This is a genomic window from Bradyrhizobium sp. ORS 278 (assembly GCF_000026145.1).
Classification (GTDB): domain Bacteria; phylum Pseudomonadota; class Alphaproteobacteria; order Rhizobiales; family Xanthobacteraceae; genus Bradyrhizobium.
In genome coordinates this window covers 2,188,809-2,211,349 of the sequence record NC_009445.1, presented here as the reverse complement: position 1 = coordinate 2,211,349, position 22,541 = coordinate 2,188,809, and the positions used below count along the sequence as shown (strand labels likewise).

Genomic DNA, 22,541 nt, shown 5'->3' with positions numbered 1-22,541 from the left:
ATGTGGGGCATCGTCCCAGCCGCCGGCCGCGGCAGCCGCATTCAGCCCTTGGCATTTTCCAAGGAGCTGCTGCCGGTCGGCAGCCGCAGCGACGGCGGCATCGAGCGGCCATGCGCCGTCTCGGAATATCTCGTCGAGCGGCTGATCCTCGGCGGTGCCGACAAGATCTGCTTCGTGATCTCGCCGGGCAAGTCCGACATCCTGGAATATTTCGGCGATCGTTATGGCGGTGCGCGTCTCGCCTATGTCGTTCAGCCCGAGGCCGCCGGCCTGTGCGACGCCGTCTTCCGCGCTTCGACCGTGATCGGTGACCGCGACGATGTGCTGGTCGGCTTGCCCGATACCGTCTGGTTTCCGAAAGCCGCGCTGGCCGGCCTGCCCGATGCCGACCTGTCATTCCTGCTGTTTCCCGTCGAGCATCCGGAGTTCTTCGATGCCGTCGTGCTCGACGGCGAGGCCGTGATTCAAATCCAGGTCAAACAGCGCGACGCGACGTCCAAGTGGATCTGGGGCGCGTTCCGCATGTCGTCTCGCGGCTTCAACGATCTGAACACGCTGTGGGAGACCCGTGGCCGCAGCGACGAATATTTCGGCACTCTGGTGAACAGCTATCTCGCCGCCGGCGGCGCCGGCGTCGGCATCAAGGCGGGCGAGGCCTATGTCGATGTCGGCACGATGAACGGCTACCGCACGGCGATCGCACTGCTCGCCGCGTCACAGGACAGCGGCGGGCCGCGGCCGACCGTGCGCGCTGCTGTCCGCAGGGAGGTCCTTCCAACTCTTGACGGAGCAGGAGCATGACGAGCGACGTGCTCTCGCGCGATGAGATCCGCCGCCGGGTGGATGCGCTCGGGCCGTGGTTTCACAACCTCGACCTGAGGGGCGTGCCGACCGCGCCCGCGCACTTCCTCGGCGACTATCCGAACGTGAAGTGGCGGCGCTTCGCCGACATTATCCCGGATGATCTCACCGGCAAGTCCGTGCTCGACATCGGCTGCAATGCTGGCTTCTACGCCATGGAGATGAAGCGCCGCGGCGCGATGCGCGTGCTCGGCCTCGACACCGACGACGATTATCTGGCGCAGGCGCGCTTCGCCGCCGACGTCAACGGACTGGACATCGAATTCCGAAAGCTCTCGACCTATGACGTCGGACAGCTCGGCGAGACCTTCGATCTCGTGATCTTCATGGGCGTGCTCTACCATCTGCGTCATCCGCTGCTCGCGCTCGATCTGATCCGCGAGCACGTGGTCGGCGATCAGCTGCTGTTCCAGTCGATGCAGCGCGGCTCCGCCGAGATCGACGAGATCGCGCGCAACTATGATTTCTGGACGACCAGTCCTTTCGACAGTCCAGGCTATCCCAAACTGCATTTCATCGAGCACAAATATGCCGATGACCCCACCAATTGGTGGGCGCCGAACCGCGCCTGCGTCGAAGCCATGCTGCGCAGCGCCGGCTTTGCGATCCTCGCCCATCCCGAGGAGGAGGTCTATCTGTGCCGCAAGGTGCCGCGACCACAGCAGGACGGTCCCGTCTATCCAGCGCGAGGTGAGAGATGATCGAGGCGGCGAAGATCTGGAACGAGCCGAACAACAAATCGCACTGGGACCTGCAGCTCGATCCGGACTGGGGGCGCTTTGCGGAGACCGCGATCGCGACCGGCAAGGCGATCCGTTCGGCGCACGCGACGCTGCCGCGTGTGCTTGGCGGCATCTCGCCGATCGATCCTGCCTTCATCAACAACATGAAGGCGCGCGGCGTGCTCGATCACGTCGATGCGGTGGCGGTACACGGCTTCCCGCTGGACTGGAATCTCTGGAAGATCGACGAATGGCCCGCGAAGCTCGCCGAGATTCAGGCGCTCGTATCGGTGCCGGTGTGGGTCACCGAGGTCGGCGTGTCCTCGTTCGGCGCCGACGAGGTGCAGGCCTGGGGCCTGCAACGGACGGCCGAGTTGCTCAACGGTCGCGCACCGCGCATCCATTGGTACAGCCTCTACGATCTTCCAACCGCCTGGGAGGCGACGACGCGCCACAAGGAGGCCGAAGGCTCGTCCTACTATCGGCACTTCCACATGGGCCTCTTGCGCGAGGACGGCTCGCCGAAGCTGGCAGCCGAGATGTTTCCCGAGCATGCGCATGGCATGGGTCTCTGCCAATGGTTTCACTTCGAGGATCATCGCTTGGATGACGCTGTGCGCTGGCTGCGCCGGCTCGGTGTCCGGCACGTAAGAACCGGACTGTCCTGGGCCGACAGCTTCCGCCCCAACGCGCTCGCCTGGTTCGATCGCCAGATGGAGGCGCTGGCGGAGTTCGACGTCACCGTGACGTTCTGCTTCACGCCGGAGCATCGCGGCATCGCTCCGCATCACACCAGCCCGCCACTCGACGTCAACGAGTTCGCCGATTTCTGCGCCGGCATGATCCTGCGCTATTGTGCGACGACCGGCGCGGCCGCTCCGCCCCCTGCGGTTCCGGAGTCGCTGCCATGCGCGCCTTGATCGTGGTGATGGACTCTGTCGGCATCGGCGGCGCGCCGGACGCGGCCGGTTACGGCGACGAGGGCGCGGACACCGTCGGCCACATCGCCGAGGCCTGCGCGGCCGGCCAAGCGGACAGCGATCAGCGCCAGGGACCGTTACAGCTGCCCCATCTCGCTGCGCTGGGGCTCGGCGAGGCCTGCGAACATGCGACCGGCCGGCGGCCGCCAGGCCTGCAGCAAAAAGCCGGCGCAGGTGCCGCGTTCGGTTGCGCCAGTGAACGGTCGCGCGGCAAGGACACGCCATCGGGACATTGGGAAATCGCCGGCGTGCCCGTTCCCTTCGAGTGGGGCTATTTCCCGAAGACCGTTCCCGCCTTTCCGCCCGACCTGATCGACCAGCTCTGCGCGTCGGCCGGACTGACGGGCATCCTCGGTAACCGGCATGCCTCGGGCACCGACATCATTTCCGATCTGGGCGAGGCTCATCTGCAGACGGGGCAACCCATCTGCTATACGTCCGCCGATTCCGTGTTCCAGATCGCGGCGCATGAAGAGGCGTTCGGTCTCGATCGGCTCTATCGACTGTGCGAGGCGACACGGCCGCTGGTCGATCGCTTCAACATCGGTCGCGTGATCGCGCGCCCCTTCGTCGGACGTTCAGCCTCCGGTTTCAGGCGGACGGCGAATCGCCGCGATTACGCCGTGCCGCCCCCTGAACCCACGATCCTCGATCTTGCCACCGCAGAGCGGCGCCACGTTGTCACGATTGGAAAGATCGCCGACATCTTTGCGCATCGCGGCACTGGCCACAATCTCAAGGGCGACAGCAACGACACGCTGTTCACGCGCATGCTTGAGGGTCTCGATGCGCTCGACGACGGCGGCCTGCTGTTCGCCAACTTCATCGACTTCGATACGCTCTACGGCCATCGCCGTGATGTCGCCGGCTATGCCTCCGCGCTCGAAGCGTTCGATGCGCGACTTCCCGAGCTGTTGGACGCGCTGCGCGACGACGATCTCCTCGTCATCACGGCCGACCACGGCTGCGATCCAAGCTGGAGCGGCTCCGACCACACAAGGGAGCGCGTTCCCGTGCTGATTGTCAATGGTCGGAGCGCTGGATCGATCGGAGCGCGCACGAGCTTCGCAGACACGGGCGCCACTATCGCTCAGCATCTGCAGCTGCCGCCCACGCGTCATGGAAACTCGTTCTGGCCGAACGGCGCCTGATGTACATTATTGATGTAGGTTAGAGAAATTATTGTTTGTACGTGACGTAGGAACCAACATTCATTGCGCCGCTTCTCACACGGAGACGTCGTTCCAAATTCACTTAGAGGGAGTAGCGCGGCATGACACGTGTCCTGATCACCGGAGGCGCAGGGTTCATCGGCTCGCATACCGCCGATGCGCTAATCTCCGCAGGCTACGAGGTCCGGCTGCTCGACACGCTCGCTCCACAGGTCCACGGCTCGCAGCGGCAGCGTCCATCTTATCTGCACGCCGATGCCGAACTGCTGATCGGCGATGTCACCGATCCGATCGCCGTCGAACGCGCGCTGCGCGGCGTCGACAAGGTGCTGCATCTTGCCTCCAGTGTCGGTGTCGGCCAGAGTATGTACGACATCGAATCCTATGTGCGCACCAACGAGCTCGGCACAGCCGTGCTGCTGCAGGCCTTGGTCAACCGGCCCGTCGCACGCCTGGTCGTTGCATCCTCGATGAGCGTCTATGGCGAGGGCGCTTGCCGCGCCGGCGACGCTTCGGTCGTCGCGCCGGAGGAGCGTACGCTCGATCAGCTGAAACGCGGCGAGTGGGAGTTGGCCGGCGCAGGCGGCGCGCTCGAACCGATACCGACCCCCGAGACCAAGCAGCCGACTCTAAGCTCGATCTACGCGCTTAACAAATATGCGCAGGAGCGGATGTGCCTGATCACCGGAAAGGCGTACGGCATTCCCACTCTCGCACTGCGCTTCTTCAACGTGTTCGGCCCGCGCCAGGCCTTGTCCAATCCCTATACCGGCGTGCTCGCGATCTTCGCCGCACGGCTTCTCAACGACCGTTCGCCACTGGTGTTCGAGGATGGCCTGCAGCGCCGCGACTTCGTCCATGTCCATGATGTTGCCCGTGCCTGCGTGCTCGCGCTCGAGAGCGATCGTGTTGACGACGTGTTCAATGTCGGTTCGGGCCAGAGCCGCAGCATCGTCTCCGTTGCCGAGGATCTCGCGCGCGTGATGGGGCGCTCGCAGATGACGCCGACGATCACAGGCAAGTATCGCGCCGGCGACATCCGGCATTGTTTCGCCGATATCTCGAAGACCGAGCGTCTGCTCGGGTTCAAGCCCGCGGTGCGATTTGAGGATGGGCTGGACGAGCTGGCACATTACCTCGCCGACCAGATCGCCGACGACCAGGCGGAGAAGGCGACCGAAGAGCTGTCGCAACGCGGGCTGGTTGCATGATGGAAGCGACCTCGACTCAGGCTCCGATCGTGATCACCGGGGGCTGCGGCTTCATCGGCTGCAACCTTGCCGACCGGCTCGCGACGCGTGGCGACCATGTGCTGATCCTCGACAACCTCGCGCGCGCCGGGGTGCGTGAAAATGCGCAATGGCTGAAGTCGCGCCATGGCGATCGGATCACCATCACGGTCGGCGACATCCGCGAGCCGATCACGGTAATCGACACCGTGAAACAAGCCAAGGCCGTGCTGCATCTCGCGGCACAGGTTGCGGTGACTTCCAGCCTCGACAACCCCGTCGACGATTTCGAGATCAATGCACGCGGCACTTTGAACGTGCTGGAAGCCGTTCGCTTGCACAATGCAGCCGCGCCCGTGCTGTTCGCCTCGACCAACAAAGTGTACGGACGACTGATCGACGACGACGCGATCGCCCGCATTGGTCAGCGCTATCAGCCAATCAGCACGACGCTGACCCAAGGCGTCTCCGAGCAGACGTCGCTCGATCTCTACAGCCCCTACGGCTGCTCCAAGGGCGCGGCCGATCAGTACGTTCACGACTATGCCCGCGTCTACGGCCTGAACACGGCGGTTCTGCGGATGAGCTGCATCTATGGTCCGCGGCAGTTCGGCAATGAGGATCAGGGCTGGATCGCGCACTTCGTTCTCTCGGCCCTGCGCGGCGCGGCGTTGACGATCTATGGCGACGGCTGTCAGGTGCGCGACGCGCTGTACGTCGCCGATGCGGTCGACGCCTGGCTCGCGGTGCTCGATCAGATCGAGGCGACGCGCGGGCGCGTGTTCAACCTCGGCGGTGGCCCGTCGAACGCCATCAGTCTGCTGGAGCTGATCGACCAGATCGGGCAACTTTCCGGGCCGGTCAATTACAGCTTCTCGGATTGGCGCCCCGGCGACCAGCCCTGGTACGTCACCGACATCGGCGCACTCGCGGGCGCGACCGGATGGCGGCCGCGGACATCCTTCGTCGAGGGACTTCGCGAGTTGCATGGCTGGCTGGCAACCCGCTTCGCCGAACGCGGCCAGGGGGCGCTGGCATGACCCGCGTCGCCCTGATCAATCCGAACTGGACGTTCGACGGCAGCATCTATTTCGGCTGCCGCAGCCCGCATCTGCCGATCGAGCTCGGCATTTCCGAGCATCTGCTGCGCCAGGCCGGCCACGCCACGCTGCTGCTGGATGCCCACATGTTCGACCTGTCGCCGTCGGATATCCTCGCCGAGCTCGCGGCGTTCCGGCCTGACATGATCGTGCTCACCACAGCGCCGACCTATCTGTTCTGGCGCTGCGCACCGCCCGAGCTGCGCGTGCCGCAGGAGTTGGTCATGACACTGCGCGAGAGCGGCGCCGTGCTCGTCGCGGTCGGTCCGCACGGCTCGACGACGCCCCGAATGACGTTGCGCAAGCTCCGTGTCGACGTCGTCGTGATGGGCGAATGCGAGCACAGCATTGTGCGGCTGGCGAATGGCGAGCGCGATTTCGCCGGCATCTGCTTCAAGGCCGCCAATGGCGACGTGACCGTTCATGGCGGACCGCAGGCCGCGATGTTCACCGATCAGCCGGCGCTGCAATGGCCGGCGGAGATGATCCGCCGGCATCATCATCACCATCACCGCTTCGAGGCGACACCAGTCGGCCCCGGCGCGGAGGTCGAGGGGTCGCGCGGCTGTCCCTATCACTGCACGTTCTGCGCCAAGGACCATTTCCGCAACGGATATCGCAAGCGGCCGTCCGCCGTGATTCTCGACGAGGTCGATCGCCTGCGGACGCAAGGCGTGGAGTATGTCTACTTCATCGACGAGATCTTCCTGCCCAATGCCGAGCTGCTGCAGGGCCTGGTCGCCCGCGGGCTCAAATTCGGCGTGCAGACTCGCATCGATCTCTGGAAGCCGGAGATGCTCGAGCTGCTCGGGCGCGCCGGCTGCGTGTCGATCGAGGCCGGCATCGAGAGCCTGACGCCGGAGGGCCGCGCCGCGCTGGCCAAGAATTGCCGGATGACGACTGAGCAGCTCGCCGACCGATTGATCGAGGCGCGGCGGCACGTGCCCTTCGTCCAGGCCAATCTGATCGAGATGCCGCAGGACGACGATCCCGTCGTACAGCGCTGGCGGCAACGGATGCAGGGTGCCGGCGTGTGGGCCAACGATCCGGTGCCGCTCTATCCCTATCCGGGCTCGCCGGACTACCAGAAGCTCTGGGGCGTTCCGGACGATCAATCCTGGGAGCGCGCGCACACGCACTATTTGGAGCTGTTCAGCAAGTTCAGCGACGTGCAAAACGAGCGACCGATCCCGCTTGCCGCCCTCGAGCTGCAGGTCGCGCCATGAGCACGCTCGCCGGCGTCCGTGTCCTGATGACGACCGATGCCGTCGGCGGCGTTTGGAGCTACGCGACGGCTCTGTCCGTGGCCCTGGCCGCCCGCAATGCGAACGTCCACCTGGTCAGCATGGGCCGGCAACCGCGGCCGGATCAACGCGCGATGCTGAGCGGCAGCGGCGTCCGTCTGATTGAAACCGATCTCGCGCTGGAATGGCAGGACCCCGACGCCAAGCATCTCGATCAGGCGCGCCGCATGCTCCTCTCGCTGGAGCGCGAGATCAGGCCCGACATCGTGCACCTCAACAGCTTCCGCGAGGCCGCCTTCGACTGGCGCGCGCCGGTTGTCGTGGTTGCTCATTCCTGCGTTCACTCCTGGGCGAAGGCTTGCGGCGAAACCGCGTTTCTGCGGGAGCCGCGCTGGCAGCGCTATCGCGCGCTCGTCGCTGAAGGATTGCAGAACGCGGCGAGCTGGGTGGCGCCCAGTTGCGCGTTCGGCGAGGTCATCGGACGGCTGTACGAGCCGCAACGTCCGGGCGCGCTGATCTGGAATGGCATTGCCTCCCGCGGCGACGTTGAAACCCGGCAAGAGACGTTCGCCCTCGCAGCCGGACGAATGTGGGACAAAGCCAAGAATCTGCGTGCGCTGGCCGAGGCCGCCGATGGTCTGCCCTGTCCGGTTCGCGTCGCCGGAGCCGGTTCGGATGGCGCGGTGCTGTCGTCCAATCTGCAGATGCTGGGCGAACTCTCACATCACGATCTGCGCGACTGGATGTCCCGCGCGGCGGTCTTCGTGAGCCCCGCGCTGTACGAGCCATTCGGGCTCTCGGTGCTCGAGGCGGCAAATGCCGGTTGCGCCCTGGTGCTGGCGGACATCCCGACCTTCCGCGAGCTGTGGCAGGACGCGGCGGTGTTCGTCGTCCCGACCGATGTCAAAGCCCTCAAGAGCACGCTGACTTGGCTTGCGAGTGATGACGATGCGCGCATCAGGCTGCAGGACGCCGCACGCCAGCGCGCGGCCAGATACACAATTGATCGCATGGCGGCGTCCTATGCCGAACTCTATCGCGACCTGCTGAAGCCGGCCGTTCCGGAGCATCGATCGAACACCCTCGCCGAGGCCTGTGCATGAAGTGCGTACTTTTCTACCATGCGTTCTCGTCGTGCTGGAACAACGGCAATGCCCACTTCGTGCGCGGCGTTGCGCGCGAGCTGCATGCGCTCGGCAACGAGGTCGTGGTCTATGAACCCGTTGATGGCTGGAGCCGCTTGAACGCGATCAAGGACGGCGGCGATGCCAGCCTACGCCAGATCCCGGGCTTGTTCCCGGGCGTCGACCTCAGGACCTACGACTCGAGGCTCGATCTCGACCAGGCGCTCGATGGCGCCGACCTCGTCATCGTGCACGAGTGGAACGAGCCCGACCTTGTCCGGGTAATCGGGCGTCGTCGCATCGCCGAAGGGCGCTTCGTGCTGCTGTTCCACGATACGCATCACCGCGCGGTGACGGCGCCGCATGAGCTCGCCCGTTTCGACCTCGCCGGCTATGACGGCGTGCTCGCCTTCGGCGAGGTGCTGCGCCAGATCTATCTCGCGCTCGGCTGGACGTCGCGCGCCTTCACCTGGCACGAGGCAGCGGATACCGCGTTGTACCGTCCATTCCCCGACGTGATTCCGCGACAGGATCTCGTCTGGATCGGCAATTGGGGCGACGATGAGCGCAGCGCCGAGCTCCGTGAATTCCTGATCGCTCCGGTGGCGGCGCTGCAACTCAACGCCACCATCTACGGCGTCCGTTATCCCGATGACGCACTCACGGCGATGCGGCAGGCCGGCATCCGTTACGGCGGTTGGCGGCCCGCGCACCGCGCGCCACAAGCCTTCGCACAGGCCCGTGTCACCGTCCACGTGCCGCGCGCGCCATATGCCCGATCGCTGCCTGGCATTCCGACCATCCGCATGTTCGAGGCGATGGCCTGCGGCATTCCGATCGTCTCCGCGCCTTGGAATGACGTCGAGGCGCTGTTTCCCGAGGACACATATCTGCGCGCCTCCGACGGGGCGGAGATGCGCGAGGCGTTACGCCTCCTGCTGTCCAATCCCGATTTCGCCGCCGACATCGCCGCCAAGGCACGCGACGCCGTGCTTTCCCGCCACACCTGCCGGCACCGGGCCGAGGCGCTGCTGCAGATTTCGGACAGGCTGCGAGGACGGGATCAGGCAGTCTCCACGCAACTCGCAGGAGCCGCATCGTGAACATCTGCTTTTTCGGCTCCAGCCTGGTGTCGTCCTACTGGAATGGAGCGGCGACCTATTATCGCGGCATGCTGAAGGAGATTGCCAGGCTCGGCCATCACATCACCTTTTATGAGCCGGACGCGTTCGAACGGCAGGCCCATCGCGATATCGACGATCCGCCTTGGGCCAGGGTCGTCGTATATCCGGCCACGCCTGATGGCTGGCAACGCGCGGTGGATGAGGCCGTGCAGTCCGCCGACCTGCTGATCAAGGCGAGCGGCGTCGGTGTCTTCGATCCCGAGCTCGAGGAAGCGATCGCCACGATCTCGACCGATGCGCTCCGTATCTACTGGGACGTCGACGCACCGGCCACGCTGGATGCGATCGCCGCCGATCCGCAGCACCATCTCCGCGAGGCGGTTCCCCGCTATGATGTCGTCCTGACCTATGGCGGCGGCGATCCGGTCGTCAGGGCCTACCGCGCCGCTGGCGCCCGCGATTGCGTGCCGATCTACAATGCGCTCGACCCGGCGACCCATCATCCGGCGCCGCCGCGCGCCGAGTTCAGCTCCGATCTCAATCTGCTCGCCAACCGCCTGCCGGACCGCGAGGCTCGGATCGAGCGCTTCTTCATCGACGCCGCCGCGCAGCGTCCCGGCCAGAGCTTCGTGCTCGGCGGATCCGGCTGGCACGACAAGCCGATGCCCGCCAACATTCGCGCCGTCGGCCACGTCGGCACGGCCGATCACAACGCGTTCTTCTGTTCCGCGCGCGCAACCCTCAACGTCAATCGCGACAGCATGGCAGCCTACGGCTTCTCGCCGCCGACCCGCGTGTTCGAAGCGGCAGGGGCCGGCGCCTGTCTGATCACCGATCAATGGCAAGGCATCGATCTCTTCCTCGAGCCGGACCGTGAAGTTCTGGTCGCCGCCGACGGGGTCGCCGTGGCGGCTCACCTCGATGCGCTGTCGCCCGAACGCGCCCGCGCCATCGGCGAGCAAGGCCGCGCGCACATCCTGGCGCATCACACCTATCGTCAACGCGCTCACCAGTTCAACACCCTGCTCGAGGGAATGAGCCCCCGCATCGAGGCCGCAGAATGAATCTGAACATCGTCGTCATCGGATTGTCGGTCACATCGTCGTGGGGCAACGGCCACGCCACGACATATCGCGCGCTGCTGTCGGCGCTCGCGCGGCGCGGCCACAGCGTGACCTTTCTGGAGCGCGACGTGCCCTGGTATCGCGACCATCGCGACCTCACCGATCCCGGCGGCTGGAGCGTGAAGCTCTATCAGTCCTTGCAGGACCTGCCGCGGCTGTTCGGTGCGACCGTACGCGACGCCGATCTCGTGATCATCGGATCTTATGTGCCCGACGGGATCGCCATCGCCGACTGGGCGACGTCGCATGCCCGCGGCGTGACCGCCTTCTATGACATCGATACGCCCGTGACCCTGGCGCAGCTCGAGCACGGATTGGAGTATCTGTCGCCGGCGATGATTCCGCGCTTCGACCTCTATCTCTCGTTCTCCGGCGGACCCGCGCTGGCAATGATCGAGGATCTCTATGGCAGCCCGCTGGCGCGCGTGCTGTATTGCAGCGCCGACCTCGATCTCTATCAGCCGCGCAAGACGCAGCAGCGCTGGACGCTCGGCTATCTCGGCACATACAGCGCAGACCGCCAGCCGCAGCTCGAGCGCTTCCTGCTCGATCCGGCGCGCGAGCGCGCCGTGGACAATTTCGTCGTCGCAGGCGCGCAATATCCGGACACGATCGCCTGGCCGGCGAACGTCGAGCGCATCGCTCATCTCCCGCCGCACGAGCACGCGGACTTCTTCTGCGCGCAGCGCTTCACGCTCAACGTCACCCGCGCCGACATGCGCGCCCTCGGCTTCTCGCCGAGCGTGCGGCTGTTCGAGGCCGCCGCCTGCGGCACGCCGGTGCTGTCGGATCATTGGCCCGGCCTCGAAACCATCTTCGTGCCGAACAGCGAGATCCTCGTGGTGTCGACGCCGCAGGACGTCAGCGCGATCCTGCAGGAGATGACGGAGGACACGCGCCGAGGCATCGCCGAGCGCGCCAGCCGCCGTGTCCGCCGAGACCACACGCCCGATCACCGCGCCCGCCAGCTCGAGGACTATTACCGCGAGGCGCTGTCCCGCCGGACCCGCCCGGTTCGCCAGGCGCTGAAGCAAGCCTCGACCGAGGCCGTCGAACTGAAACTGGGACTGTCATGACCGTTCAGATTTCCATCCCCACACGACGATCGCTCCGCACCCTCGTCGCCGGCGGCGCGGGCTTCATCGGCTCGCATATCTGCGACACGCTACTGCGGCGCGGCGACACCGTGATCTGTGCCGACAATCTGCATACCGGCTCGCTGCGCAACATTCGTCCGCTGCTCAACCACCCGAACTTCAGCTTCATCGAGCACGACGTGCGCGAGCCGCTGGACATCGAAGGCCGGCTCGACCGCCTCTACAACCTCGCCTGCCCGGCTTCGCCGCCGCATTATCAGCAAGACCCCATTGGCACGATGAAGACCTGCGTGCTCGGCACGCTCAACCTGCTCGAGCTCGCGCGTGAGAAGTCCGCACGGATCCTGCAGGCCTCGACCAGCGAGGTCTATGGCGACCCCGAGGTGCATCCGCAGCCCGAGACCTATGCCGGCCACGTCAACACCATCGGCCCGCGCGCCTGTTACGACGAGGGCAAGCGGGCCGCCGAGACGCTGATGTTCGACTATCAGCGCATGTATGGCATCGAGATCAAGGTCGCGCGGATCTTCAATACCTATGGTCCACGTATGCATGAGAACGACGGCCGCGTGGTGTCCAACTTCATCGTCCAGGCGCTCCGCGGAGCACCGATCACGGTGTACGGCTCCGGCAGCCAGACGCGCAGCTTCTGCTTCGTCGACGATCTCGTCCGCGGCCTGGAGATGCTGATGGAAAGTCCGGGCTCGGTCACGGGCCCCATCAATCTCGGCAATCCGCACGAGATGAGCATCGAGGCGATCGCGCGCGAGGTGCTGGCCTGCACGCAGTCACCCTCCACGCTTGAGTTCAAGCCGCTGCCGGTCGACGATCCCAAGCGGCGCAAGCCGGTGATCGCGACGGCCGAGCGGCTGCTCGGCTGGCACCCGCAGATTCCGCTGCGCAAGGGCCTCGAAGCGACGATCGCCTATTTCGCGCTCGAGGTTGCCGGCCGCGTCCTCCCGGAGCCGAACAAGCGGCCGCCGCGGCGACCCGGACGCGCCCAACTCGCCTTGGCGCGATCACAATAGGACTCGAAACAATGCCGCCCGGGATCAACCTGGGCGGCACAGCTTGGCCTCAACGCAGTTGCTCGGTCACTTGCTGATCGACTTGGCCATGTCGAGATGCTTCTGCAGCACCGGCACGGTCTGCTGCGCGAAGTCCGACAGCGGCGAGTTCGCTGCCGCTTCCTTCTGGTACTTCTTGATGTCCTCCTGATGGTCGCGCACCATCGCCTGGCCGAATGCCCGGTCGAAGCGCTCGCCTGAGAGGCCCTCGAGCTTGTTATAGATCGCGAGCTGCTTCTTGCTGGGCTGCGACGGCACCTGCATCCCGTTCTGGCTCGCCAGCTGCTGCGCCTTCTGGAGATGCTCGCCATGGTCCTGCTGCAGCGCCTGGCCGAACTGCTTGACCTGGTCGCTCTGCCCTTTCTGCTGCGCGAGCTTGCCCATGTTCACTTCGGACAGATCGCCTTGGATCGCCTCCGTCATGAAATGCTGATCCTTCGCCGGCGACTGGCCTTTCGGCGCGGCGGCCGCGCTGCCGGCCACGAGCAGGGTCACGGCGCATGCCGCGAGCACGGTCGGGATCATTCTCTTCTGATAGGCGCCTGCTGTCTTGCTTCTCATCGCTTTCTCCAGGGTTCGAAACGGTCGTCGCGACTGAAAGAATCACCGCGTTCGATTGTTCCTAAGCCCGCTCGCCGCGTGCTGAGTTTGTCGCACGGCCAGCCAGAGGTTCCCGCAAGATCGTGGATGCCTGCCGTCGATCTGCTCGAACACCTCGAGAGCGCTCAAGCCGTGCGCACGCGGGCGAGGAAGCTCACGACCTCCTGCTTCAGGCGCAGGCCGTCGGCGGACAGCGACTGCGCCGCGGTCAGGACCTGCGATGATGCCGCACCGGTGTGGGTGGCGCCGGACTGCACCTCGACGATCCCCGATGACACCTCGGACGCACCGACAGCAGCCTGCTGCACGTTACGGGAGATTTCCTTGGTTGCGTTGCCCTGCTCCTCGGCGGCAGCGGCGATGGCGCCGGTGATCTCCGACATGCCCGCGATCGTGGACATGATCTCCTTGATCGCGCCGACCGCCGTCGAGGCCGCGGACTGGATCTCGGCGATGTAGCCGGAGATGTCCTTGGTCGCGTCGGCCGTCTGGGCGGCGAGTTCCTTCACCTCCGAGGCCACGATCGCAAAACCGCGGCCGGCGGAGCCCGCGCGCGCGGCTTCGATCGTGGCATTGAGCGCCAGCAGATTGGTCTGCTGCGCGATCGCGGTGATCATGCCGACGATGCTGCCGACCTTGTCCGCGGCACCGGCCAGCTTGGTCATCGACTGGTCCGTGCTCGTCGCCTGCGCCACCGCGCTCTGGGCAACGCGCGATGCGCCCTCGATCTGACGACCGATCTCGGCCGCGGTCGCGGCCATCTCCTCGGTCGCGGCCGCGACCGACTGGACGCTGGCGGACGCCTCCTCCGAGGCGGAGGCCACCGTCGTCGACAGCTCCCTCGTGGTCGACGCGGTGTTCGCGAGCGTGGACGCCGCCTGCTCCAGGCTGAGTGAGTTTGACGAGACACGATCGACGATGCCACCGATCGCGCTCTCGAACGCCGCGGTGAAGGCATCGACGTCCTGCTTGCGCTGAGCGTCCGCGCGCGCTTCCGCCGCGACCTGCTCGGCACGCAGGCGATGCGTTTCAATCAGGCTGGTCTTGAACACCTGCGTCGCCCGCGCCATGTCGCCGACCTCGTCACCGCGTTCCAATCCGGTGATCGAAACCTGCAACTCGCCGCCCGCCAGCGCGGTCATGTTCTGCACCATCCGGCCGATCGGCCGCGACACTGCGAAGACGCTCATCAGGCCCGTCGCGGCCAGCACGAGAACCGCGATGGCGCCCATTGCGACAGAAACTGTTTCGGATTTGGAGATGACCGCCCAGACCGCTCGCTTGTCGGCGGCCGCTTTGGAGGATGCGAAGCTCACGATGGTGTCGGACACTTCATCGATCGTCTTTGCAATCGGCAAAGTGACGTTGCGCGCCAGCGCCGCCGCCTCGGCTTCACGTGCCGCAGTGTCCGCGGATCTGCCCGCCGCGAGGTCGTCGGCGATCCTCTGCCGGATCGCGACGATGCGCTTGGCGTCGCCGGCGTAGGCCTCGATCGCGGTCTGCAACGCCTGGACACGGGCCTTGGTCTCGGCCGACGCGGGCTTGAGCGTCATCTCGGCGCAGAACTCGTCGGCCGCCCGGCGTCCGTCGGCAAGGCGCTGCTCTGCGGCACCGATCTCGGCGTCGGAGTTCGCCAGTCTGATGTCGCGCACGGCAAGCTGCATCTGCCGCGCCGCGGCCTTGGTGTCCATCGCCAGCCTGGCGATGTCCTGCTGGTCGAAGGCGAGGTTGAGATCGCGGTCAATGCTGGCGTTGCCGACGATCTGACTCGTGATCATGATGACGACGAACATCATTCCGCCGAGCGTGGCGGTCACGAGCTTGGTCGAGATTCGGAAGCGGTTGAGGAATCGGAACATGGCGGGCTGAGACTTGCGAGTTGCACTCAGCGCGGTTTCGCATTCGCCGGATCCGGGATCGTTGTGTCAGCACAAGCATCAACGCGAGATTTCTCGCGACACGACCAAATCTATTAACGCGCTCTTCACGCCTTGTCCGGTCCGCCTCATCGAGCGAGGCCCCCGTGCCCGAGCGCCTGCGCCAGCACGCGCGGAAACATGCCGGCCTGGGCCGCACCGCCGCGCCAGGCCACGATCTGATCGGGACGTATGAGCGCGAGATCGGCCTCGTAGAGATCGCGTAGGGCACGCGGCAGCGTGAGGATCGTCAGGTCGACGTCGAGCGACCGCGCAACCTCTTGCAGACCGTCCTTGTCGACATCGCTGCCCTCGAAATGCAGCAGCGTCCACTCGAAGCCGAAGCGGTCATACAGCGATATGCCAGGGCCAAGCCACGCATGCGGTGCGCGCCCGCCCGGACAGGCGCTGGGAACATAAACATCGGCAGCATCCGGCGGCGGCCGGGTGCCGTCGGGGACGATGATCGGGGAGCCGTCATAGCGGCCGCCGAAGGTGATGCCGGGAATGTTGAACTCGGCCCGCGCGTGCTGGCTGAAATAAGCGCCGGCGGCACCGCGCGCCTCCTCTCCCGCCTGGGTCGCATCCTCGATCTCGGGAACCGCAGCGAACAGACCGAGCGAATCCGCGAACCGGCGGGCGTAGTCGGTGTTGCGCAGCGCCACAGGGCGCCGCTCCGCCGCGTAGCTGTCGAGCAGCGCCATCGGGCTGATGCCCTTGACCACGTGAGCGAGCTTCCAGCCGAGATTGACGGCGTCCTCGATCGCGGTGTTGTGGCCGAGCCCGCCGGTCGGCGTGAACAGATGCGCCGCGTCGCCACCAAGAAACACCCGGCCGCGCTGCATGCTCTCGGCCACCAGCGCATGGCCCGCGGTCCAGGTCAGATGCGACAGCACCTCGCACGGGATGCTGCTGCCGCAGGCGCGCTGGAACGCGGCCTTCGCCTCATCAGCCGTGATCGCGCTCTCGTCCTCGCCGGGCCGCAGCTGGGTGTGAAAGGCGAACTCGTCGCGGCCGTTCACGGCCGCCATGAAGGCACGACGATCGCGGTTGAAGCAGACATACATCCAGGCCTTGTCGTGCGGGACCTGAGCATAGAACTCCGGCGCGCGGAGATAGACGGCGAGCATGCGGCCGCCCATGAAATCGCGCTGCACGCCGGTGGTGCCGGCATAGGAGATCCCGAGAGACTGCCGCACTTGGGATCGCGGGCCATCGGCGCCGACCAGGACAGCGGCCGCGATCTGGATGCGTGCGCCATCGCCGACACGCTCGACCTCGGCGGAGATGCCAGCGTCATGGCTGACGTAGCCGATCAAGCGATGGCCGTAATGCAGCTGAATGCCGGCGAACTCCCGGGCATGGCGCAGCAGGATCGCCTCGACGAATTTCTGCGACACCCGATGCGGCAGCTCGGCCGCGCTCCACGAGCCGGACAGACCCTTGATCAGTTCGGTCGCCCGCGCCGCAGACGGCAGCTGGAAGCGCGCCAGCTCGTACGCCGTGTAGCGCGTGAAATAGGCGACATCGGTCGGATAGTCCGCCGGCAGGCCGGCGCGGCGGATCTCGCCGGCGAAGCCGAGCCGGCGGTAGTGCTCCATCGTCCGCGCCTGGGTCGCGTTGGCCTGCGGATTGAACGCCGTACCCGGCTTCTCGTCGACCAGGATCGCGGACACGCCGCGGCGACCGAGCTCGTTGGCGAGCATCAGCCCGCACGGCCCACCGCCGACGATCAGGACCGACGTGGTCAGACGTTGCATCACCGCGCGCCTCCCGTTTCGACGGCCATGCTATGGCGTCCGGGAAATTAGTCAAGCAACCTGACTATATCGACTCCTGCAGCGGATCGAAGCGCGCGCCATAGGCTGCCAGTCCATCCACGATCACGTCCATCGCCGCCTTGCCGAGTTCCTTGCGCATCTCGGCCTCGGCGATGTCCACGGCCTCGCCGAACGCCTGGAGCCATGTCAGGCCCGCCGGCGTGAAGCGGACGAGGCGCGCGCGGCCGTCGTCCGGATCGGCGACGCGCGTCACCAGGCCCAGCTCCGCACATTGATCGACCAGCTCGCCCATGGCCTGCTTGCTCATCGAGGCGCGCCGCGCGAGCTCCGTCAGCCGCGTGCCTTCGATGTCGAGGTTGCGGGTGAGGCTGACATGGGCGATCCGCGACTCCGGATGGCCGCTCGCCACCATCAACTCCAGCACGCGCGACTCGAACCGTCGCACCGCATTGTTGAGCAGCCGGCCGACATTGCCGCGACGCCACGCCGTTCCGGCTCGCGCCGCAGGCGGCACCTTGCGAAAGGGTTTCGCGGTCATTTGGGGGCACCTCGTCCGATCGCGCCGCAGAAAGTGCACGCAGTGATCGAGAGGTGACATCGGGAAAGCGTGAATTGTCACGCGAGAAATGGTCGGAGCGGCAGGATTCGAACCTGCGACCCCTGCGTCCCGAACGCAGTGCTCTACCGGGCTGAGCCACGCTCCGACTTGGGAAGCCGGCTTATAGCGTCGGGTTTCCGTCTTCGCAAGGCACACGAGGCAGGAAATCGCATCGAAATCGCTAACCTGAGAAGGAGGGGTTAACTGCCTGAGAGACCGAGGCTTTGCCGGCGTGACCAGAGCCGGTCGCAGCCCAGCGGCGCATTTGCGCGCTTCATTCGGGCGTCCCCGCCCGCTATAGCCGAGCGCGACCGCTCTCCTCGTGCCGTACCCGTCATGCCCGCGCCAGACATGCCCGCGATCGAGACCCGAATCCTGCCTGCTGCTGCGGCCGGCATCGCGCAAGCCGCGGCGATGTTCGCGCGCGGCGGGCTGGTCGCGTTTCCGACCGAGACCGTCTACGGCCTCGGCGCCGACGCCGCCAATGCGGCGGCGATCGCGCACCTCTATCAGGCCAAGGGCCGCCCGGCGTTCAATCCGCTGATCGCTCATGTCGCCGACGCAGCGGCGGCGCGGCGGATCGGCCGCTTCGATGCCACGGCGGAGCGCCTGGCCGCCGCCTTCTGGCCGGGACCGCTGACCCTCGTGGTGCCGCAGGCCGATCAGTGCCCCGTTGCGGATCTCGCCACCGCCGGCCTCGACACCGTCGCGATCCGCGTGCCGGCGCATCCGACCGCGCGGGCGCTGCTCGCCGCGTTCGGCGGCGCGGTCGTCGCGCCCTCGGCCAACATCTCCGGCCATGTGTCGCCGACCACGGCAGCGCATGTCGCCGCGGATCTCAGTGGGCGCATCGATCTGATCCTGGATGGCGGCGCCGTCGATGTCGGTGTGGAATCGACCATTATAGGCTGCTTCGCAGAGCCTACCTTGCTGCGCCCAGGCGGAGTTCCCAGCGAGGCGATCGAGGCGGTGCTCGGCCAGCCGCTCGCCCGCCTCGCCGTAGCCGAGGCACATGCCGCGGAGCAGCCGCTCGCGCCGGGCATGCTGGCCTCGCATTATGCGCCGCACGCCGCCGTCCGCCTCGATGCCACCAATGTCGCGCCGGATGAGGCGCTGCTCGCCTTCGGTCCTGTGACGTTGCCGGGCGCCGCGCAGGCCGCCGCGATCCTCAACCTGTCGCCCGTCGGCGATCCGGCAGAGGCGGCGACGCATCTTTTCGGCTATCTTCGCAGCCTCGATGCGAGCGGCGCGCGCAGCATCGCCGTGATGCCGATTCCCAACGATGGCCTCGGCGAGGCCATCAACGACCGGCTGCGCCGTGCCGCCGCGCCGCGATAACATTGGAAGCGACCGACCATGAACATCAGCCAGCCTGCCTTCCCGCCGCTGCCCCCCGAGCTGATCGCGCAGTTCGCCGCCATCGTCGGCGAGCGCCAGGCGCTGACCGCGGAGAACGACGTCGCGCCCTACGTCACCGAGGAGCGCAATCTGTTCCACGGCCGCTCGCCGCTGGTGCTGCGGCCGGGCTCGACCGCCGAGGTCGCCGCGATCTGCAAGCTCGCCAGCGCGCATCGCATCGCGCTGGTGCCGCAGGGCGGCAACACCGGCCTCGTCGGCGGTCAGACGCCGCACAATGGCGAGGTCGTGGTGTCGCTGAAGCGCATGGACAGGATTCGCGACGTCGACACCGCGTCCAACACGATGATCGCCGAGGCCGGCGTCGTGCTGCAGGTCGCGCAGCAGAAGGCCGCCGAGGTGGACCGCCTGTTCCCGCTGTCGCTCGGCGCCGAGGGCAGCTGCACCATCGGCGGCAATCTCTCCACCAATGCCGGCGGCACCGCTGCGCTGGCCTACGGCGTCGCGCGTGAGATGGCGCTGGGCGTCGAGGTGGTGCTGGCCGACGGGCGGGTGCTGAATGCGCTGTCGAAATTGAAGAAGGACAACACCGGCTACGATTTGCGCAATCTGTTCATCGGCGCCGAGGGGACGCTCGGGATCATCACCGCGGCGAGCCTGAAGCTGTTCCCGAAGCCGCGCGCGATCGAGACCGCCTTCGTCGGGCTGAAGTCGCCGGAGGATGCGCTCAAGCTGCTGTCGATCGCGCAACGCGAGGCCGCGGGCAGCCTCACCAGCTTCGAACTGATCGCCCAGATCGCGCTCGCCTTCTCGATCCGCCATGTCTCCGGCAACCGCGCGCCGCTGTCCGGTCCGCATCCCTGGTTCGTGCTGATGGAATTGTCGTCGTCGCGCGACGACGCCCGGGCCACGCTGGAGACCATCCTCGAACAGGGTTTTGAGGCCAGCATCGTGGACGACGCCGTGATCGCCGAGAATCTCACCCAGCGCATGGCGTTCTGGAAATTGCGCGAGGACATTTCCTGGGCGCAGAAGCCGGAGGGCGGCTCGATCAAGCACGACATCTCGGTGCCGGTGGCCGCGGTGCCGGCGTTCATCGCGGAAGCCAACGAGGCCGTCGTCAGGAAAGTGCCCGGCGCACGCCCCGTTCCGTTCGGCCATCTCGGCGACGGCAACATCCACTACAATGTCAGCCAGCCGATCGGCGCCGACACCGCCGACTATCTCGCGCGTTGGCACGAGGTGAATTCGGTCGTGTTCGAGATCGTGCTGCGCATGGGCGGATCGATCTCGGCCGAGCACGGCATCGGCGTGCTCAAGCGCGACGAGCTGCCCGACGTCAAGGACCCGACCGCGATCGCGCTGATGCGCGCAATCAAGGCGCAGTTCGATCCGCTGGGGATCATGAACCCGGGCAAGGTGCTCTAGGCTCGCAACATGGACAGTGCCCCTGCTCTCGCCATCTCCGACATCACCGATGCCGACGTGCCCGCGATCATCGCGCTGTGGCAGCGCTGCGGCCTGACAAGGCCGTGGAACGATCCCGCCGCCGACATCGCGCTCGCCCGCCGCGGCGACGACTCCACCGTGCTGGTCGGCCGCTTCGGCGGCGCGATCGCGGCTTCCGCCATGGTCGGCCATGACGGCCACCGCGGCTGGGTGTACTATGTCAGCGTCGATCCCGACCATCGCGGCCAGAACCTCGGCCGCGCGATCATGGCCGCCGCCGAGGACTGGCTGCGCGGGCGCGGCATCGCCAAGCTGATGCTGATGGTGCGCGGCGACAACACCAAGGTGCAGGCGTTCTACCAGGCGCTCGACTACGCCGTGCAGGACAGCGTGGTGTTCTCGAAATGGCTCGACGGCCGGCCGCCGACGCCCGGCATGAAGTAACAGAGGGTCCGCATGAGCATCTCCGATCGCATCCGCGTGCATGAGCGGCGCGTGCTCTCCGATCATTATGGCACGCTCACCTCGACGAAATTCGAGTGGCGACGCGACGACGGCACTTGGCAAATGCAGAGCCGCGACGTGTTCGAGCGCGGCAACGCGGCGGCGATCCTGCCGTACAATCTGGCCCAGCGCAGCGTCATCCTGGTCAAGCAGTTCCGCTATCCGGCTTTCATCAACGGCTACGATGATCTCCTGATCGAAGCGGCCGCCGGCCTGCTCGACAACGCCTCGCCCGAGGAGCGCATCCGCCTCGAGGCCGAGGAGGAGACCGGGTTCCGCCTGCACGATGTGAAGTTCGTGTTCGAGGCGTTCATGAGCCCGGGCGTCGTCACCGAGAAGATCCACTTCTTCGTCGCGGAGTACGAGCCCGAGATGCGCGTCAGCGCCGGCGGCGGGCTCGCACATGAGGGCGAGGAGATCGAGGTGCTGGAACTCTCGATCGACGCGGGCCTGGCGATGATCGGCGACGGCCGCATTCAAGACGCCAAGACCATCATGCTGCTGCAGCACGCAGCGCTGCGGATTTTCAGATAGGTCGCGTCCCATCTGCAGCTTGTATTCTCCGCTGTCGTCCTCCGCGAAAGCGGGGGAGCCAGTATTCCACCGCTGTTCGTTGCAATCCGAGAGGCCGCGGCGTACTGGATCCCCGCCTTCGCGGGGATGACGACCTTCTCGGTTGATACGGCTTGCCTCAGAACAGACTCCCCTGGCCGTCATCGGTCGACGCAGTTGCAGCCTTGCGTGACGCAACCTTCTTCGCGGGCTTGCGCTGGGCGTCTTCCGCGGCGCGCATCTCCTCGGTCATCGGCAGCAGCAATTGCGGATCGTCGTTGGCCACCGCGTTGACCCGCGTCGAGACCTCGTACCAGCTGAACTCTCCTTGCTCCGGCGCGACCATCAGATGCATGATGTCGCCGGCATCGTGGTTGCGGCAGTCGAGCCAGAGCGAAAAGTCGTCGGGCCTGATCGTCACGGGAACACGGTCATGCAAGGTGGCGAGATCGGTGTTCGCTGCGGCGGTCACGATCGCTACCGTGTCGACCTCCTCGCCGTTCGGCCCCATCCAGGTCTCGGCGAGCGCGGCGAAGCCGAACGGCGCCTTGTCGCTGCGGTGGATGAACAGCGGCCGCTTGCGGCCGTCGATGAGCTGCCACTCATAATACCCATCAGCGGGCACAAGCACGCGCCGGCGACGAATGGCATTCTTGAATGCAGGCTTCTCGCGGACGGTCTCCGAACGCGCATTGATCAGCAACGTAAAACCACGGGGATCCTTGACCCATGCCGGCAGGAAACCCCAGCGCATCAGACGAAAATGCCTGACGTCCTGATCCAGGAAAACTACGGGAATAGGCTGCGTCGGAGCAATATTGTGCCGCGGCGGAAAGTTCGGCTGCTCCTGATAGCCGAAGATCTGCCGCAATGCTGCGGGTGGTGAAGTGATTACGAAGCGTCCACACATAATCTCACTCAAATCCTGGTGTGTTCAGCAC

General features: G+C 66.2%; 21 protein-coding genes and 1 tRNA gene. 16 read left to right on the top strand and 6 right to left on the bottom strand.

Translation table 11 applies throughout. From position 1 onward, the window contains the following. The 12 genes from BRADO_RS09760 to BRADO_RS09705 all read left to right on the top strand — a co-directional run bounded on the left by BRADO_RS09760 (position 1) and on the right by BRADO_RS09705 (position 12,805). Positions 1–801, top strand: coding sequence for a nucleotidyltransferase family protein (locus tag BRADO_RS09760; RefSeq protein WP_011925151.1), 801 nt, complete (start codon positions 1–3; stop codon positions 799–801). Beyond that, on the top strand, positions 798–1,562 hold the full coding sequence (locus tag BRADO_RS09755; RefSeq protein WP_011925150.1) for a TIGR04290 family methyltransferase: 765 nt from the start codon (positions 798–800) through the stop codon (positions 1,560–1,562). Before BRADO_RS09760 ends, BRADO_RS09755 begins: the two co-directional genes overlap by 4 nt. Beyond that, positions 1,559–2,503, top strand: coding sequence for a beta-xylosidase (locus BRADO_RS09750; RefSeq protein ID WP_011925149.1), 945 nt, complete (start codon positions 1,559–1,561; stop codon positions 2,501–2,503). Before BRADO_RS09755 ends, BRADO_RS09750 begins: the two co-directional genes overlap by 4 nt. After that, positions 2,491–3,714 carry a phosphopentomutase gene (locus BRADO_RS09745; RefSeq protein ID WP_011925148.1) on the top strand — a complete coding sequence of 408 codons (1,224 nt, stop codon included), beginning with the start codon at positions 2,491–2,493 and terminating at the stop codon, positions 3,712–3,714. Before BRADO_RS09750 ends, BRADO_RS09745 begins: the two co-directional genes overlap by 13 nt. A gap of 122 nt (positions 3,715–3,836) precedes the next feature. Beyond that, on the top strand, positions 3,837–4,946 hold the full coding sequence (locus tag BRADO_RS09740; RefSeq protein WP_011925147.1) for an NAD-dependent epimerase/dehydratase family protein: 1,110 nt from the start codon (positions 3,837–3,839) through the stop codon (positions 4,944–4,946). Further along, positions 4,943–6,004: an NAD-dependent epimerase/dehydratase family protein gene (locus tag BRADO_RS09735; RefSeq protein WP_011925146.1), complete on the top strand. Its 1,062-nt coding sequence runs from the start codon at positions 4,943–4,945 to the stop codon at positions 6,002–6,004. Before BRADO_RS09740 ends, BRADO_RS09735 begins: the two co-directional genes overlap by 4 nt. Next, the gene (locus tag BRADO_RS09730) at positions 6,001–7,290 is read left to right on the top strand and encodes a TIGR04295 family B12-binding domain-containing radical SAM protein (RefSeq protein WP_011925145.1); all 1,290 of its coding nucleotides are present in this window, start codon (positions 6,001–6,003) and stop codon (positions 7,288–7,290) included. Before BRADO_RS09735 ends, BRADO_RS09730 begins: the two co-directional genes overlap by 4 nt. Beyond that, a complete protein-coding gene (locus BRADO_RS09725; RefSeq protein ID WP_011925144.1) occupies positions 7,287–8,411 on the top strand; it encodes a glycosyltransferase family 4 protein in 1,125 nt (374 codons plus the stop codon). Before BRADO_RS09730 ends, BRADO_RS09725 begins: the two co-directional genes overlap by 4 nt. Then, positions 8,408–9,535 carry a glycosyltransferase gene (locus BRADO_RS09720; RefSeq protein WP_011925143.1) on the top strand — a complete coding sequence of 376 codons (1,128 nt, stop codon included), beginning with the start codon at positions 8,408–8,410 and terminating at the stop codon, positions 9,533–9,535. Before BRADO_RS09725 ends, BRADO_RS09720 begins: the two co-directional genes overlap by 4 nt. Then, positions 9,532–10,620: a glycosyltransferase gene (locus BRADO_RS09715; protein ID WP_011925142.1), complete on the top strand. Its 1,089-nt coding sequence runs from the start codon at positions 9,532–9,534 to the stop codon at positions 10,618–10,620. The genes BRADO_RS09720 and BRADO_RS09715 overlap by 4 nt, the downstream gene beginning before the upstream one ends. After that, a complete protein-coding gene (locus BRADO_RS09710) occupies positions 10,617–11,756 on the top strand; it encodes a glycosyltransferase (protein WP_011925141.1) in 1,140 nt (379 codons plus the stop codon). The genes BRADO_RS09715 and BRADO_RS09710 overlap by 4 nt, the downstream gene beginning before the upstream one ends. Then, a complete protein-coding gene (locus BRADO_RS09705; protein WP_011925140.1) occupies positions 11,753–12,805 on the top strand; it encodes a UDP-glucuronic acid decarboxylase family protein in 1,053 nt (350 codons plus the stop codon). The genes BRADO_RS09710 and BRADO_RS09705 overlap by 4 nt, the downstream gene beginning before the upstream one ends. 66 nt (positions 12,806–12,871) lie before the next feature. On the opposite strand, the gene BRADO_RS09700 is transcribed toward BRADO_RS09705, so the two are convergent. The 5 genes from BRADO_RS09700 to BRADO_RS09680 all read right to left on the bottom strand — a co-directional run bounded on the left by BRADO_RS09700 (position 12,872) and on the right by BRADO_RS09680 (position 17,845). Next, a complete protein-coding gene (locus BRADO_RS09700; RefSeq protein ID WP_011925139.1) occupies positions 12,872–13,405 on the bottom strand; it encodes a DUF4142 domain-containing protein in 534 nt (177 codons plus the stop codon). Between the two features lie 164 nt (positions 13,406–13,569). Further along, positions 13,570–15,303 (bottom strand): methyl-accepting chemotaxis protein, encoded by a 1,734-nt coding sequence (locus BRADO_RS09695; protein ID WP_011925138.1) that lies wholly within the window; start codon positions 15,301–15,303, stop codon positions 13,570–13,572. 146 nt (positions 15,304–15,449) lie between these two features. After that, on the bottom strand, positions 15,450–17,120 hold the full coding sequence (locus BRADO_RS09690; RefSeq protein WP_041756303.1) for an FAD-dependent oxidoreductase: 1,671 nt from the start codon (positions 17,118–17,120) through the stop codon (positions 15,450–15,452). Between the two features lie 64 nt (positions 17,121–17,184). Further along, the gene (locus BRADO_RS09685) at positions 17,185–17,679 is read right to left on the bottom strand and encodes a MarR family winged helix-turn-helix transcriptional regulator (RefSeq protein WP_041756302.1); all 495 of its coding nucleotides are present in this window, start codon (positions 17,677–17,679) and stop codon (positions 17,185–17,187) included. 89 nt (positions 17,680–17,768) lie between these two features. Beyond that, positions 17,769–17,845 (bottom strand) — tRNA-Pro (locus tag BRADO_RS09680). Positions 17,846–18,075: 230 nt separating this feature from the next. Here BRADO_RS09680 and BRADO_RS09675 point away from each other — a divergent pair. The 4 genes from BRADO_RS09675 to BRADO_RS09660 are packed head-to-tail and all read left to right on the top strand — an operon-like array spanning position 18,076 to position 21,582. Further along, complete coding sequence (locus BRADO_RS09675; RefSeq protein WP_011925136.1) at positions 18,076–19,077, top strand: L-threonylcarbamoyladenylate synthase; 1,002 nt, start codon at positions 18,076–18,078, stop codon at positions 19,075–19,077. An 18-nt stretch (positions 19,078–19,095) separates the two neighbouring features. Beyond that, entirely contained in the window at positions 19,096–20,523 is a 1,428-nt protein-coding gene (locus BRADO_RS09670) for an FAD-binding oxidoreductase (protein ID WP_011925135.1), read from the top strand. Positions 20,524–20,532: 9 nt separating this feature from the next. Then, the gene (locus BRADO_RS09665) at positions 20,533–20,988 is read left to right on the top strand and encodes a GNAT family acetyltransferase (RefSeq protein ID WP_011925134.1); all 456 of its coding nucleotides are present in this window, start codon (positions 20,533–20,535) and stop codon (positions 20,986–20,988) included. Positions 20,989–21,000: 12 nt separating this feature from the next. Further along, complete coding sequence (locus tag BRADO_RS09660; RefSeq protein WP_011925133.1) at positions 21,001–21,582, top strand: pyrophosphatase; 582 nt, start codon at positions 21,001–21,003, stop codon at positions 21,580–21,582. Between the two features lie 157 nt (positions 21,583–21,739). Here BRADO_RS09660 and BRADO_RS09655 read toward each other — a convergent pair whose 3' ends face one another. Continuing rightward, positions 21,740–22,510 (bottom strand): SOS response-associated peptidase, encoded by a 771-nt coding sequence (locus tag BRADO_RS09655; protein WP_083794848.1) that lies wholly within the window; start codon positions 22,508–22,510, stop codon positions 21,740–21,742. Positions 22,511–22,541: the final 31 nt, after the last annotated feature.